This window comes from Butyricicoccus porcorum (genome assembly GCF_002157465.1).
Lineage (GTDB): Bacteria > Bacillota > Clostridia > Oscillospirales > Butyricicoccaceae > Butyricicoccus_A > Butyricicoccus_A porcorum.
Window position 1 is genome coordinate 39,920 of record NZ_NHOC01000003.1, and the last position, 15,157, is coordinate 55,076.

Here is a 15,157-nt window from a genome sequence, read left to right on the forward strand (position 1 = left end):
GGAGATGAACACATGGCACAGGATTTGATCTCTGTAATTGTACCTGCTTATAATGTTGAGAATTTTTTGGGCCGTATGCTCGATTCTCTTTTGGCGCAGACCTATCAAAATCTTGAAATTATCATTGTAGATGACGGTTCCACGGATTCTACAGCCTTAGTTATAGACCGTTATGGCGCGATGGACAAGCGTATTAAGGCAATCAAAAAGGAAAATGGCGGTGTGAGCAGTGCTCGTATAAGGGGAATGCAGAAGTCAACTGGTGCGTGGATTGCCTTTGCAGACGGTGATGATTTGGTGGAGCCTTGGATGTATGAAAAGCTCTTAAATAACGCAAAGCAGCATGGAGCAGATATTTCACATTGTGGTTATCAAATGATATTACCAAGCGGTAGAGTCCGCCTGTATTATGGCACTGAAAAACTGGTTCTTCAGGATAACTATACGGGAGTAAAGGATTTGCTGGAAGGGCGTTTTATTGAGCCTGGCCTGTGGAATAAGCTGTATGCCCGATCTGTTATTGAAAAATTCTTGTCTTCGGTGGATTTTGATACATCTATCAGAAATATGGAAGACCTGCTGATGAATTACTACCTTTTCCGGGAAGCAAGGCAATCTGTTTTTGAAGATGTTTGTCCGTATCATTATATTGTACGGAGCAACTCTGCGGCAAATACATCAGTTAATGAGCATCAGTTGCAAGATCCGTTGAAGGTCAAAAAAATTTTGTTTCAGGAAACAATAAATGATTCAGAACATCATGCGCTTGTTGCAAATCAATTAGTGAGGCAATTAGTTTTTCTTTCAACTCTGGATATTAGCAATAGCACTGAAATAACCAAGCCTATTCGCACTTCAGCACGTACAGAACTACGTAATATGCTTCCGGAAATTCTAAAAAGCAGTAGCTATACAAAAAAATTCAAGATTATGGGATTGTGGACTGTCATCTGGCCTGGTTCTTATTCTATCGTACATCATATGTATGAACGATTTACAGGAATTGATAAAATCTATGAAAAATGAGCAGGAGGTTTTCCCTTGAATCAGTCGGAACTTATCAGTGTGATCGTACCTGTTTATAAAGTGGAAGCGTATCTTGACCGCTGTGTGCAGTCCATTGTAGATCAGACTTATCGTAATCTGGAAATTATTCTGGTTGATGACGGTTCTCCTGACAATTGTTCAGCCATATGTGATGCTTGGACGGCGAAAGATAGCCGCATTAAAGTGATTCACAAGAAAAATGGCGGCAGTGGTCAGGCACGAAATGTGGCTTTAGATATTGCCGAAGGACAATACGTTGGATTTGTTGATAGCGATGATTATATTGCGCCACATATGTATGAACATTTGCTCCACTTCATGACGGAAAATGTGGATATTGTTGAATGTAACTATAAGGAAACATCTGATGACTATATGTTATTCGATGAAGAGAACAATTGGATATATCAGGAATATACAGCACGCGATGCTTTGTCATATCATATTAATGACACATTATTTCGACAGATCATATGGAATAAATTATACCGCAATCAGACGATTGACAATATTAGATTTCCTGTTGGTAACCGTATCGACGATGAATTCTGGACCTATCGAGTGATTGCTAATGCCAGAAAGCTGGTACATACTTCGTGCAATATGTATGCCTATCGGCAACAGCCAGAGTCTGTAATGCACGGTTCTTTTTCTTTGCATCGGCTTCAGGCGGTGGATGCCAAGTGCCAGCGGCTAAAATTGCTTCAAGAGCGTTTTCCAGAGTTGCTGTCTCAGGCAAGAATCAATTTGTGGTACACTTGTCTGTACATGGGTCAAATGTCTCTACTCCATATGAGGGCAGACGAACAAGCGAAAGTTTTTGAAAAACTTTATGTTACGCGGAAACAATACCCATTAACAAATAACGATAAGCGGAGTCTGCCCCTGAAGCAGCGCGTGTGGGCAATTCTCTCTGATGTATCTTTTGTCACAGCTTGCAAGCTGCGTAACTGCCTGAAAATAGGCGTTTAAACGGAGGAGAAACTATGTCACTTTACGGAAAAATTGTGAACCGCCAAGAAAAAATTGCATTGGTAGGCCTTGGCTATGTGGGCATGCCCATCGCGGTGGCCTTTGCAAAAAAAGCTGATGTAATCGGTTTTGATGTGAATCAGGTCAAGATCAACCTGTATCGCGCTGGCATTGATCCCACCCACGAGGCTGGCGACGAAGCCATTCAGAACACTTCTGTTTACTTCACTGCTGATGAAATGGATCTGCGCAAGGCAAAATTTTTGATCGTGGCTGTTCCGACTCCTATCAACCAGGATAAGACACCTGATCTGACTCCTGTCATTAGTGCCAGTGAAGTGGTTGGACGCAATCTGACTCCTGGCTCCATCGTGGTCTATGAGTCCACGGTTTATCCTGGCGTTACAGAGGATGTTTGCATTCCGATTTTGGAGAGGGAATCCGGGCTGAAGTGCGGTGTAGACTTTAAAATCGGTTATTCCCCTGAACGAATCAATCCTGGCGACAAGGTACACCGGCTGGAGAACATTAAGAAAATTGTATCTGGTATGGATGCCGAGTCGCTGGAAGAGATAAAGAATGTTTATGGCCTTGTGATTGAAGTTGGTACATATCCGGTTTCGTCTATTAAAACCGCCGAGGCTATCAAGGTGGTGGAAAACAGTCAGCGGGATATCAACATCGCGTTTATGAATGAGCTGGCAATAGTTTTCGACCGTATGGGAATCGACACCAATGAGGTGGTGGATGGCATGAACACTAAGTGGAATGCCTTGGGGTTTCGTCCCGGCCTTGTAGGTGGTCACTGCATCGGTGTTGACCCATACTACTTTGTCTACGAGGCGGAAAAGTTGGGCTATCACAGTCAGATCATTTTGGCAGGTCGGAAGGTCAACGATGGTATGGGTGCTTTTGTAGCCGATGCTGCTATTAAGGAAATGGTTTTGGCAGGTAAGTCTCCCAAGAACGCAAAGGTTGCCATTTTTGGCTTGACTTTCAAAGAGAATTGCCCCGACACCCGCAATTCAAAGGTAGAAGATATTATTGTCCGATTGAAGGAATATGGCATCGATCCTATTGTGGTAGATCCTTGGGCAAGTAAGCAGGACGCCATACGCGAGTATGGTGTGACTTTGACGCCTATGGAAGAAATAGAAGACCTTGATTGCCTAATCCTGGCTGTTGCCCACAATGAGTTCCGTCAGATGAGCGTGGAGCAATATTTAAAACTGTTCCGAGATATGCCTAATGATGAAAAGGTCATTGTAGATGTGAAGGGCATGTTGGATTGCAGACAGACAACAGTAGCTGGGGTTCGGTGCTGGAGATTGTAAAATGAAACTAAGAAGAATTATGAACAAATTATTAAGAGGGGTAAAAATCCCGCCCAAATAGAACTGGAAACATTAAAAGCCCGTGGCCTGCGTATCGGTGAACATGTTGATATTTTTTCTGAGTACGCTTTTGACTCTCTGTATCCCGGGCTAATTACTGTGGGGGGCTATGTTACGATTTCTTCTAATGTAAAAATTCTAGCCCATGATGCCAGTATGGGATATCTAACAGAAGGAACCTGCAAAATTGGCATAGTTGAAAGTTTTTATTGGGCATGGAACCACAATTCTGTGTAATGTCCGAATTGGAGATTACGCTGTCATTGGTGCAGGAAGCGTGGTGACTTGTGACGTACCACCCTATGCCGTTTACGCAGGAAATCCTGCGCGTTTTGTCAAAACAGCAGAAGCGTTTCAGAAGCAACACATAAATGGCTGTGAGAGGCATCCTACAATCGATCGTCCTTGGCGTGAAATCAAGGAGTTGAGGGGGAATGAATGGGACAAACTTCGCTCACAGCTTAAGGATACCTATGGATATATTATTCGAAAAAAGAAGGATGAACTGTGAGAATTACCGTATTTACTCCGACCTATAATCGGGCGTATATTATTGAAAAATTGTACCGATCGCTGCAGCGTCAGACTTTTCGGGATTTTGAGTGGCTGATCGTGGATGATGGTTCTTCTGATAATACCGAAGAAGTGATAACCAAATGGAAACAGGATGGAAATGATTTCCCTATCCGCTACTACAAGAAAGAAAACGGAGGCAAGTGTCGAGCGATCAACTACGGTGTTGATTTAGCGAAGGGCGAGTTGTTTTTTAATGTGGATAGTGATGATTATCTCACCGATGATGCGTTGGAAAAAATTGATAAATGGGAAAAAGAGTTACCTAAAGACGGGAGATTTTGCGGTGTTGTAGGTAATTTAGGCACTAGTCCTACGGAAACACCCAATACACCATGGCCAGAGCCATATCGGGATGCGAGTTTGCTTGAGCGATACGAGGAGTGCTGTGACCATCCCATTGATGGCGAACGTGCCTGGGTATTTTATACTGAACTTCAAAAAAAATATAAATATCCAGAATTTGAGGGCGAAAATTTCATTACTCCCGCTGTTACATGGAATCGCATGGCGCATGATGGTTATCTTGTGCGTATTTACGATGATATAATCTGGGTGTACGAATATCAACCCGATGGATTGACCGCATCTGGAAACAAGCGGTTCCTAAATCGTCCGCAAGGACATGGGCTGTGGCTGCGAGAAAAGGCAGATTTTCTGAACTACTCATCTAAGCAGAAAGCAATGATGTGGTATACTTTTTATTGTGACCATTCCAATCATTTATCCATTGGAGAAATTGCTGATTATATCGGAGCACCCAAATTGGCAATCGGGCTTGCAATGGTGCTTCATGGGGCGAAAATGTTGGTGAAAAGGATAAAACAGGCATGAGAAATATCATTATCACCGGTGGCGGAATGGTGAATAAAGGTGCGCAGGCCATGACTCTGATTGCGGTACATGAACTGCGTGAGCGTTTTCCGGATCATAGGATTTATTTATATTCTCCCGTTGATCTGGCAAATCGAAAGCTGGACAAGGATGTTTTCACCTTTGATTTTGTCGGCTGGTATCCCCTAAAATTTGCCCATTGCCAGCATAATCTGGTTCAACGAAGGATCATATTGCTTCGCAATCGTTCTGAGCTGCTGGAAGCTGAAGCGCTTTATCGTAATACTGACTTTATCGTGGATATCAGTGGATACGCTCTTGGTAGTAACTGGAGTGACAAGATTTGCAATGATTATCTGGATATTTTGGAATTTGCCAACGGATTTGGAATCCCTGTGTATCTTATGCCGCAGTCATTTGGCCCCTTCGACTTTGGAGAAGAACGGCAGGCCTTGAATATTCGCATTCAAAAACTGCTTCCAACCGCAAAAATAATCTTCGCACGGGAGAAGGAGGGCTATGATGCTCTCGTGAATACCTATGAGCTGAAGAATGTGCGTTTGACGTACGATTTGGTACTAAGTAATACGAAAATTGATCTAGCCAATATTTTTACTTCTGCACCAGCTCTTAATTTGCCGGAGATCAAATCAAACAGCGTTGCGGTTATCCCCAATTCCATGAATACAAATATCAGCGATCAAAATACTGTTTTGGCGCTATATACCAATGCAATCAATGCTTTGTTGGACCATGGGAAAACAGTTTATCTGCTAAGCCATTCTGCCATGGATTCCGATCTATGCAGAAAATTGAAGAAATCTTTTTTGTCCAATGATAAAGTGATTCTGTTGGAGCAGGATTTCAATTGTCTGGAATTCAATGAGTTAGTAAAGAAGTTCCAGTATCTAGTTGCATCCCGCTTCCATTCCATTGTCCATGCTTTTAAAAATGGAATACCTTGTATTGCTTTGGGATGGGCGACAAAATATCATGACCTGCTGAAGCTGTTTGGCCAGGAGCAATATGTCTTAGATGTTCGCAACAAAATTGAAGCAGCGCAAATGCTTGCTGTAATTGCAAAGATGGATGCCTGTCACCTTGAGGAGTCTGTAAAGATTCAGAAAGGACTGGCAGATGTTCAGCAGCAGAATGTTTTCGATGTACTAACCCAGCATCAGAAGGAGTCATAATGAGATTTGCACGAACAAAAAATACATTGCGCAATATTGCTTTTGGCTCTGTGAACCGTATCATTAATATTGTTCTGCCTTTTATCTCCAGAACGGTGATTCTCTATGTTATGGGTACACAGTACCTTGGCTTAAGCAGCCTGTTTTCTTCCATACTAAGTTTTTTGAGCTTGACAGAACTTGGCGTTGGTTCAGCAATGGTGTACAGTATGTACAAGCCTATTGCAGAAAACGATCATACGACGATCAAGGCTTTGTTGAACTTATATCGAAAGCTATATCGAATTATTGGTACAGTAATTCTCGTGATCGGATTATTTCTTATGCCGTTTCTTAAAATTCTGGTTCCAGAAGAATTACCGCCGGATATCAATCTTTATTTGCTGTACTTTATCTATTTGTTCAACGCTGTTCTGAGTTACTGGCTTTTTGCCTATAAAAATGCGCTATTGCAGGCTTATCAACGTGATGACATTAACAGTAAGATTGCATCGATTATTACTCCGGCATCATACGCCGTTATGCTGCTTTGTCTATTCTTAACGAAAGAATACTATGCCTATGTCATCTGGCTACCGGTCTTTACCGTATTGACCAACATTCTTCGGTGTGCTTTTGTTAATCGTAATTTTCCGAATATGAAGCCGGAAGGTGAAGTTTCTACCGAATTAAAGCATTCTATTTTCAAAAAGACAACGGCCTTGATCGGAACAAAATTAAATACCGTGGTGCTAAATGCTGCAGATAATCTGGTCATGTCAGCTTTTCTGGGTCTAACGGTGATTGCAATGTACGGCAATTACCATTACATTATGACGGCAATTACGGGATTTACTGGTATCATCTACTCCTCTATGACTGCCGGACTAGGCAACAGTCTACAAACAGATTCACTGGATACCAACTATCGTAACTTTGAGAAATTCTCTTTTATCAACTCCTGGCTTGTTGGCTGGTGCACCGTCTGCTTGGTTTGCCTGTATCAGCCTTTCATGCAGATTTGGGTTGGGGAAGAGTTAATGTTCCCATTCTATGTTGTTCTGGAAATGGGACTATATTTCTATATCTATCAGATTCGCAAAATTCCGGTGGTGTATAAGGATGCTGCCGGTATATGGTGGGAGGATCGTTTTCGGCCATATGTCTGCATGGTTGTAAATGTAGTGCTGAATATTGTTTTGGTTCAAATTGTTGGAATCTCTGGTGTTATTTTATCTACAGTTTTTTCTCTCTTTATTTCGATTCCTTGGGAGAACTATACGATTTTCAAGTATGTATTCCATTGTAGCAGCAAGGTCTATTACGAAAAAATGCTTTTCAGTGCCGCAACGATGCTGCTGGCAGGTACCGTGACCTTCTGGATTTGTTCCATGTTTGAAGACAGAACTCTGACGTTTCTGCTGCGAATATGTATTTGCGTTATTGTGCCCAATGGTATTTTTGCATTGTGTAACTGCAAGCGCTCGGAATTTGAGGGAATGATTGCCATGGTTCGAAGAATCCTAAAAAGGCAGTTCTAACAATTAACGAAAGGGGTATGTATGGAACAGGAAACTGTATACACTACCGTACAGGCAGGGCTGTGCTGCGGCTGCGGGATCTGCAAGGGGATATGTCCAAAAGGATGTATTTCCTGGGACAAGCAAAATGGTCTGTATGTTCCCAAAATTGATGAGAAGTTTTGCATTGGTTGCGGTTTGTGCGTCTCAGTATGCCCTGGTTTGGGGCAAAATTATGAGACTGCCGGAACTGCGGCAGATACAGTAACGGGTTCTGTTCTAGGTTGTTTTAATGCTTGGAGCAAGGATTCGGCGCTGCGCAATGTCAGCGCTTCGGGCGGCGTAGTTTCCACAATTATTCGGGAATTGCTTACCAGTGGAGTCTATGATGGTGCGTTCTGCTTGGATTCATACGACTACCGGGATCAGCTAAAGACTAGGCTGTATACTACAGAAGAGGTCGGCACCCGCTGGAATGAGTCCAATGCGCCTAAATCCCGGTATCTTCCAGTCTCACATGAAAAGGCGATTATGTACATAAAGACTCATCGGAATACCCGGCTGATTTTTGTGGGGACTTCTTGTGCCATCCGGGGTCTGCAGGCTGCCATCAAAAAGTTGAACTTGGAACGTACACAATATCTGTTTATCGGCTTGTTTTGTGACAAAGTTTTCAATTACAATGTCATTTCGTATTTTGAGGATACTTACTCTCCAGATGCACCTCTTGAAGCGCTACATTTTAAGAATAAAGAGAGCGGCGGCTGGCCTGGCGACATGAAGTTCTTTCCAAAAGACGGCAAGCCGTTCTATCGCCCCTTGGCAGACCGCACAAAAGCAAAGGCATATTTTGTGCCAGAGCGCTGCATTTACTGTGTAGATAAGTTGAACGTCTGTGCAGATATTTCTCTGGGTGACAATTATACTGGAAAAGACGAATCTAAACTGGGCAGCAATTCTGTCATTATCCGTACCCAGATCGGTGTAAGTGCATGGGCAGCCGCAAAGGATCTACTCGAGATTCGCGATATTTGTATCGAGGAAATTCAGCAGGCGCAGGCATTGGATTGGCGTCTGGATAATTTGTATTTTGGAGACCTGAAAGCGGAGCAAATTGGCAATGGTCTTGATCTTAATGACGGTGTTCCGAGGGAAAAAGAACCTGAACTCTTTACGCAAGACTTGAAAAACGGACTGAAAAAACTTCGAGCCGGAGCAGTATATGACATTAATTCTACAGAACTTCAAAAACAGATTAGGAAAGATAATAAGAAGCCGAACCCTGCAGTTAAATTTGTGAAACGTTGTTACAGTTATATTAAGCGGAGAATCAAGTGAAGTGCTATGGCACTCAGTTTTATTTGCATTGAGCAATGAATGATGATCCGGCAATGCACAGGCTGACTTGAACGATTAATGTCAAACTTACATTTTTGATTGTCCTTGGGTAAATGGATACCAGAATGATTCAGTCTGAATTTATTGATATAAATATGAGGAGAAAATATTATGTTGCGATTCAAGCCAACAGAGCACCTGACCGGTGTTACCATTCAAGGAGACTTACAGGATTTCTATGAGCTTACGGAATCTATCTACCGTATAACAGGGATAGTAGATGATCCGACTTCTGCATATTATGGAGTGAGGAATACTCTGCTGGCGATCTGCTATGATATTCGTCATGCGTATATGGGCGATCGCGATATTTTTACGGTTGAAAATGGAATGAATCAGGAAATAATGCGATGGCATAAAATGATTACTCCAACCAATAATGTTTATTACAGTGTAAATGTGCTGTTTCCACTGGCAATTTTTGCTGCTGTCTCTATGCAACAGGCGTTCCCAAGTGCAAGGAAGTTTTACGAATCGAAGAATATGGAAGAGGGAGAACATTTGCCGCCGTACTCTGATTATGTTCATGATAAGGCATATCTGAATCAGTTTGCCGCGGGAGTCTGGCAGGCGTTAGGTGAAGTAATCGGTGGCCTTGAATTAGAAAAGATCATTCGTTCATGGGAGAATTCTTATGATAGTTATGCCTGCTATGCGACTCAGTATATTGATAAATGCAACATAGAATTATTGAAAGCACCGTTGGAAAAACGTAAAGATAAACTACGTAATATTGCGAAACGATTGGTGAAAGCACCACAGGCATATTATACGTTATTAAGAGATTTACGTACTGCAGCGAAAGAGTATAACACAGATATTTATTCTCTCCATGATTCCAGACTGGAATATCCGGAAGAGATTGAGTGGTAACTGCAGTCAGTACATGATTTTACATATACTGATATTACTCTGCTGTGGTTAGCATCAGGAAAATACAGGCATATTTTTATGCGTGTCGACATTCCAGCGGAAAGAAGAGTTCACTTTTGAGACTACGAATATCGTTAATAGATATGATGGTATTCGCAATTTGAAGAATCCTCCTTTCGGGCTCCAGCCTTGAAACCTTTCCCGTGATCTGCAAATATTCTCCGATATCAGAGCCGGTAAAGCAATGGAAATAAACGACGGTGATCCAGTCGTCTTTCGCAATCATGTGAAGTTTTTGGTCTAATTCGGCCTGCGCTTCCTCGGATAGTTCGATGCGTGGAACAAGCACTTTCTCTTTAACCCGGAGTGCAGTTTCATACCCCTTAAGCGCGGCGAAGGGGGAGAACTGTTTTGCACGGTCTAAACGGCTCATTTTTGCATGTGATTTCATAACTTCCTCCATGTCAATCGCGTTATGCCTTGTGCCCGCCGATCTGGCGGTTCCGGTCCATCGTTGTAGCGGCGGATTGTAGATTCATCCCTTTCAGAATAGCGTTTTTTCCATAACGCTTTTTGATGTTCAACACAGCCAGTTGCATGTTTCGCTCCCGTTCCAGCTTAATGGGATCGGAAAACAGATCACACTGCTGGAAAGTTTCTTCGGATACATTGTTGAAGGTAAGATTGATCCGCCGAAGGGGAGCAGTCCGGGTCATAATTCTGCTGTACAGGCTGTCTACTGCGTGCATGATTTTAGCTGTAGAGCTGGTGGGCGTACCGAGGTGCATGCTGCCATGTGCCGGTTTCAGCTCCAGATGTCTGTCATATCCCAGCTGGAGCGTGACGGATTCCGCAGTCAGGCCTTTGTCGACGAGATCCAGAACAAGCAGGTCTGTCATTTCATGGACAATCAGCCGACCTTCTTCGAAGCTGTAGTTTCGGGGAAGAACCTGACTGCTGGATATGGAGTGGGACTGCGGCTTGTATTCTTTGATATCTGCAATGGTGGTGGGTTCCCGTCCCCATGCGTGGTCAATCAGCAATTCGGCATCAACTCCGAATAAGCGATACAACAGATCTTCATTGAATTCGGACATCCGTGCGATATCCCTCATTGTCCACATGCCATTGCGGGCCAGTCTGGTGAAAATTCCTCTGCCGATGCGCCAGAAATCAGTCAGCGGTTTATGATCCCAGAGCTGTTCCCGATAGGTTTGCTCTGTCAGGATTCCGATGTGGTCATCTGAATGCTTTGCCATGATATCCATTGCGATTTTTGCCAGATATAAATTTGTTCCGATGCCTGCTGTGGCTGTAATACCTGTGGTTTGCAGCACATCATCCATGATGGCAACCGCCAGCTGCTTTGCGGTCATACGGTGAAAGACAAGATAATGGGTTACATCCATGAAAACCTCATCGATACTGTAGACATGAATGTCCTCTTTTGAAACGTATTTCAGATAAACCGCGTAGATGTTGGCGGAATAGTCAATATAGAGCTGCATCCGCGGCGGCGCTGTGATGTATTCGATATGTTTCGGTATCTCAAATACACGGCAGCGGTTATGCACACCGAGTTTTTTCATGGAGGGGGAGACCGCAAGGCAGATTGTCTTTTCCCCTCGTTCTGGATCAGCTACGACGAGGTTTGTGGTCAATGGATCCAGTCCTCGCTCTACACATTCCACAGAAGCATAGAAGCTTTTGAGATCAATGCAAACAAATGTTCGATTCATAGCGTAAAAGAAAACGCCTCCTCCCGGCGAAAGCAGATAAAGCGACAGCAGAGACAATACGCCGATCTGCAGAACAAAATCCGACGTATTGTCACTCGATAAACTCTTCCGGCAGTTCACTGCCTTTGATATTGCGGAAAAAGCGGCTGTCCGGTGTATAGGGAATTTTGAAATGATAATCGAGATGATTTAATTCCTGTAGTTTGATCAGCATGAGATTGACGTTCGATCCCAGCATCTGAGAAAGCTGTACGACATCATAGCCTTCCCGTGCCAGTGAATACACCTGATCGCTGTCCAGAAGAATATGGGAGGCAAAGGCATTTGCCTCATATTCTGTTGTGTCCTTCATGTTGAACAGGACAAACTCCTGAAGGGCACCGCCTTTTGCCAGATCACGATGCCTGCAATCATGCCCGATTTCATGTGCCGCGACCATCTGGCGAAGCCGTGTATCCATTTTGGGATTGAGAAACATCATGCGATGGTTCCAGCGGAACGTATACATTCCCAGAAGATCGGTAAACGCATCCTCATAATAAATTTTAATTCCGATCTCTTTGGCAATTCTAAGCGGATCCCTTGTCCCGCATTGCCGGACAAGGCTGTTCGCCTGTTTGAAAACTGAATAGGAATCCAAAATCTACACCTCCTGAACGTATTGCAGTTGTTTGTGGCTGATTCAGTCGAAAATGCTGTCTTTGCGATATTTTTTGGGGGTGTATTTTTTGTTGTCCTCTTTACAGTCGAAGTAGGCCTTCTGCAGGGCAATCATGACCGCATCCTTGTCCGCATCGGAAAGCTCACCGCCTGCGAACATGCCGGACAATTCGGCAACTAACTGTTCCGCCTGCTGTCTGCCGCGGCTTCCGTATTGCGCACCGGCCTGGGATACAAATTCCTCGTCTTCGGTCAGCAGATAATTGGTATCACAGCCGAGCTGTTCCGCCAGCTTGCCGTACAGCTCACGCTTGCGCGGGTAGCGACCCTCCTGTTCATAGCTGGCATAGGTTCGGAGGCTGACGCCGACGGCTTTGGCAAGCTCTGCCTGCGTCAATTTTTTTTCGGTGCGAAGGTACTTCAGCTTTTCCCCGAATTTCATGTTGGTCACCTCTTTGTGCGATTAAATTGCATATTGTTCCAAAAACACTATTGACAAATGAAATAAAACTGCCTATAATCAGGATATGATAAGCGATTGATTTACATATATCATACGTTGAATTTCATGTTTTGTCAAGAGGCAGAGATGAATACGAAGAATTTTTTTTCAAGAGTATGTAACTCAGTTTCCTTTATTGACTCAGAGAAGGGATGTGTGCTTATGATTTTATCATATCAGGATTTGGATGTTATTGCTGATTCCATCCTCAGGGAATTCAAACCGGGCCGAGTGACACTGGACGCCATCGATGTGGAACGTCTTGCGCGGAGCTTTTTGGGTTTGCATATTCGATATGAACGATTGTCTGACGATTTCAGCATTCTGGGGGCAACCACCTTTTCTCCGGTGGAGCTGGAATTGCTCTGTCATGGAAAAACACAGGTCATTTCACTGCCTGCGGATACTGTCCTGTTGGAGGAACGACTGTTGTTGGATAAAAAACAGCAGTTGGGCCGCCGGCGGTTTACACTGGCACATGAATGTGCCCATCAGATTCTCCATCGGTATGAGAATGCAGACAATCCGACGCCGGAGGTACAAAAGCGTACATACTCCCTCCGTGATCTCAAATCACAGGAGGACTGGAATGAATGGCAGGCAAATGCACTGGGTGCGGCACTGCTGATGCCCAAAGCAGTCATTGCAGGCTGTATGAGGAAATACGCCTGCGGCAGGAAGCTGATCTGCTATGAACACGCATTTTCTTACCATGATTACTGGGTGATGAAGAACATTTGTGAAATTCTGGAGGTATCCCGCAGTGCGCTGGAAATCCGGCTGCGTCAGCTGGGATATTTACTGGACAAACCATATACGGAATATCAGGGAACATTGGAGGTGTGGAACGATGAGGAGGACGTTTAAGCCGCTTACGCCGGAGATGATGCAGAAAATCCGATGCTCCAGCGACGAGGTTTCAGGACAGAAATCCAGATTTATCAAGTGTCCGTACTGCAACAGCAAATCCATCCGGGTATTCGAGGATACCCGCGGGCATGTACAGACAAAGTGCAAGGTGTGCGGGAAGGAGACCGTTTTCGATGTTCTTTCCATGCGCAGAGTATCCTTTCGCAGGATTTCGTAACCGGAAACGAAAAAAGAATAGAGTGAGCTGATGTAGCTGTGCTATAAGGGGCCGCATGATTGCGATGACTTCCTAAGCCGTAAAACTAACCAGACAGTCTTTTCAGGCTGTTGTTTACGGAACAGGTGGGCAATCATGCGGCTCTTTTTTTATTTTCAACAAGACAAGCAAACCAATCAACAGAATAAAACAAAATATCGTGCCTGAGTTGCAATAGGGCAAAGGATATCTCATACGGTTCTGGAACACGGAATGATTTGACAATCAACCGTGTACAGACCGCAGGAAGTACCCTCAGCCTGTTGCGCTCATTTTTAAGACAGATATCGACCCGGCGGCTCTGTGTGTACTTCACATAGGGCCGTTTTTTATTGGAAGGAGGATTCTTTGCCCCAACCGCATCCAGAGCGGAAAGGACAGAGAATCATGAACAGAAAAAACGAACACATTACCTTCCAAGCACTGCGCTCCATGGTCAGGAGTACTATTGGGAAAAACAAGCCTACGCCGAAATATCTCCGGGAAAACGAAGAACCTGTGGCAGTCAGTGCAGACGGAAGTATGGCGGTATATCCCAGCGGGTTTGTCACCTACAAAAGCGTGACCGGTTCTACGGTGGTCAATCTGGCGGAATGCGGTTCGTATACATATACCTTTGATGGCGGAAAAAATGGTCTGCCGGAGAAGCATACCATTTCTGCGGAAACGCTGGAGCAAATGGAATGGAGCGTGGTCGTGGCGCTCCGGGGCGAAGAGCGGGCCGCGGAGAACAATATGAACCGGAAAGGTGACCGCACGGGAAACCGGCAGTATGCATATGAAGATGGCACTGACCCGTGGGAACAGCTCGAAAATCAGACAGAAGATGATGTGTTGGCACACATCGTTCAGCAGGACAGCATTGCGGAACTGCTGGACTGCTTGACCGACCGCCAGCGCCGGATTGTGAAGCTGTATTTCTTTGAACAGCTGACACAGCAGCAGATTGCAGACGCATTGGGCATCCGCCAGCAGTCGGTGACCGATGCCCTGCGCGCGGCGCTGAAACGAATGCGGAAGCTTTTTTGAAAAATTTTTCTGTGACTGCCTGTTATTTCCGATTTCCCACGACAGCAGGTGAAGGGGACAACTCCCTAAAATCCAAAGGGAAGGAGGCACAGCGATATGAACAGGAAATTTCATGTGGACATCAACACGCCCGGCAATCCGGGGGAGCCGGTGCTGACAGCCAGACGCATCACGCTCCGCAATCGTTTTCTGAACGCTTTGTTCGGGAAGAAACAGCAGTTTGTTATCATTCTGCCGGGCAGGATGGTGGACAGCTTCAGCGTGAAGGAGGTGCCGGATGACAGCAAATCTGACGGATAAACCAACTATTTTCGGACG

At 44.4% G+C, this 15,157-nt stretch carries 17 protein-coding genes; 13 read left to right on the forward strand and 4 right to left on the reverse strand.

The annotated features are described in order from the left end of the window. Positions 1-12 precede the first annotated feature (12 nt). The 9 genes from CBW42_RS03635 to CBW42_RS03675 all read left to right on the forward strand — a co-directional run bounded on the left by CBW42_RS03635 (position 13) and on the right by CBW42_RS03675 (position 9,783). A complete protein-coding gene (locus tag CBW42_RS03635; RefSeq protein ID WP_165761042.1) occupies positions 13-1,026 on the forward strand; it encodes a glycosyltransferase family 2 protein in 1,014 nt (337 codons plus the stop codon). A 15-nt stretch (positions 1,027-1,041) separates the two neighbouring features. Beyond that, positions 1,042-2,019, forward strand: coding sequence for a glycosyltransferase (locus CBW42_RS03640; protein WP_087017883.1), 978 nt, complete (start codon positions 1,042-1,044; stop codon positions 2,017-2,019). Between the two features lie 14 nt (positions 2,020-2,033). Then, positions 2,034-3,353, forward strand: coding sequence for a nucleotide sugar dehydrogenase (locus CBW42_RS03645; protein ID WP_087017885.1), 1,320 nt, complete (start codon positions 2,034-2,036; stop codon positions 3,351-3,353). A gap of 256 nt (positions 3,354-3,609) precedes the next feature. Beyond that, a complete protein-coding gene (locus CBW42_RS03650; RefSeq protein WP_087017888.1) occupies positions 3,610-3,924 on the forward strand; it encodes a hypothetical protein in 315 nt (104 codons plus the stop codon). Continuing rightward, entirely contained in the window at positions 3,921-4,820 is a 900-nt protein-coding gene (locus CBW42_RS03655; protein WP_087017890.1) for a glycosyltransferase family 2 protein, read from the forward strand. Before CBW42_RS03650 ends, CBW42_RS03655 begins: the two co-directional genes overlap by 4 nt. Then, positions 4,817-6,013, forward strand: a complete 1,197-nt coding sequence (locus tag CBW42_RS03660; RefSeq protein WP_087017892.1) for a polysaccharide pyruvyl transferase family protein — start codon at positions 4,817-4,819, stop codon at positions 6,011-6,013. Before CBW42_RS03655 ends, CBW42_RS03660 begins: the two co-directional genes overlap by 4 nt. Beyond that, complete coding sequence (locus CBW42_RS03665) at positions 6,013-7,533, forward strand: lipopolysaccharide biosynthesis protein (protein WP_087017894.1); 1,521 nt, start codon at positions 6,013-6,015, stop codon at positions 7,531-7,533. Before CBW42_RS03660 ends, CBW42_RS03665 begins: the two co-directional genes overlap by 1 nt. A 21-nt stretch (positions 7,534-7,554) precedes the next feature. Then, positions 7,555-8,850, forward strand: coding sequence for a Coenzyme F420 hydrogenase/dehydrogenase, beta subunit C-terminal domain (locus tag CBW42_RS03670; RefSeq protein ID WP_087017896.1), 1,296 nt, complete (start codon positions 7,555-7,557; stop codon positions 8,848-8,850). A 171-nt stretch (positions 8,851-9,021) separates the two neighbouring features. After that, complete coding sequence (locus tag CBW42_RS03675) at positions 9,022-9,783, forward strand: DUF6904 family protein (RefSeq protein ID WP_087017898.1); 762 nt, start codon at positions 9,022-9,024, stop codon at positions 9,781-9,783. 76 nt (positions 9,784-9,859) lie between these two features. Here CBW42_RS03675 and CBW42_RS03680 read toward each other — a convergent pair whose 3' ends face one another. From CBW42_RS03680 to CBW42_RS03695, 4 genes are all read right to left on the reverse strand, one after another. Continuing rightward, a complete protein-coding gene (locus CBW42_RS03680; RefSeq protein WP_087017900.1) occupies positions 9,860-10,234 on the reverse strand; it encodes a hypothetical protein in 375 nt (124 codons plus the stop codon). Between the two features lie 22 nt (positions 10,235-10,256). After that, positions 10,257-11,522 (reverse strand): Y-family DNA polymerase, encoded by a 1,266-nt coding sequence (locus CBW42_RS03685; protein ID WP_087017902.1) that lies wholly within the window; start codon positions 11,520-11,522, stop codon positions 10,257-10,259. A gap of 91 nt (positions 11,523-11,613) precedes the next feature. Continuing rightward, positions 11,614-12,162, reverse strand: coding sequence for an ImmA/IrrE family metallo-endopeptidase (locus tag CBW42_RS03690; protein ID WP_242969775.1), 549 nt, complete (start codon positions 12,160-12,162; stop codon positions 11,614-11,616). A 42-nt stretch (positions 12,163-12,204) separates the two neighbouring features. Beyond that, a complete protein-coding gene (locus CBW42_RS03695; RefSeq protein WP_087017906.1) occupies positions 12,205-12,624 on the reverse strand; it encodes a helix-turn-helix domain-containing protein in 420 nt (139 codons plus the stop codon). Between the two features lie 222 nt (positions 12,625-12,846). On the opposite strand from CBW42_RS03695, the gene CBW42_RS03700 reads away from it, so the two are divergent. The 4 genes from CBW42_RS03700 (at position 12,847) to CBW42_RS03715 (ending at position 15,139) form a co-directional block, all read left to right on the forward strand. Then, the gene (locus tag CBW42_RS03700; RefSeq protein WP_165761043.1) at positions 12,847-13,551 is read left to right on the forward strand and encodes an ImmA/IrrE family metallo-endopeptidase; all 705 of its coding nucleotides are present in this window, start codon (positions 12,847-12,849) and stop codon (positions 13,549-13,551) included. Further along, complete coding sequence (locus CBW42_RS03705; RefSeq protein ID WP_087017910.1) at positions 13,535-13,771, forward strand: hypothetical protein; 237 nt, start codon at positions 13,535-13,537, stop codon at positions 13,769-13,771. Before CBW42_RS03700 ends, CBW42_RS03705 begins: the two co-directional genes overlap by 17 nt. 426 nt (positions 13,772-14,197) lie before the next feature. Next, positions 14,198-14,839, forward strand: a complete 642-nt coding sequence (locus tag CBW42_RS03710) for a sigma-70 family RNA polymerase sigma factor (protein WP_087017912.1) — start codon at positions 14,198-14,200, stop codon at positions 14,837-14,839. A 96-nt stretch (positions 14,840-14,935) separates the two neighbouring features. Further along, the gene (locus tag CBW42_RS03715) at positions 14,936-15,139 is read left to right on the forward strand and encodes a hypothetical protein (RefSeq protein WP_087017914.1); all 204 of its coding nucleotides are present in this window, start codon (positions 14,936-14,938) and stop codon (positions 15,137-15,139) included. Positions 15,140-15,157 lie beyond the last annotated feature (18 nt).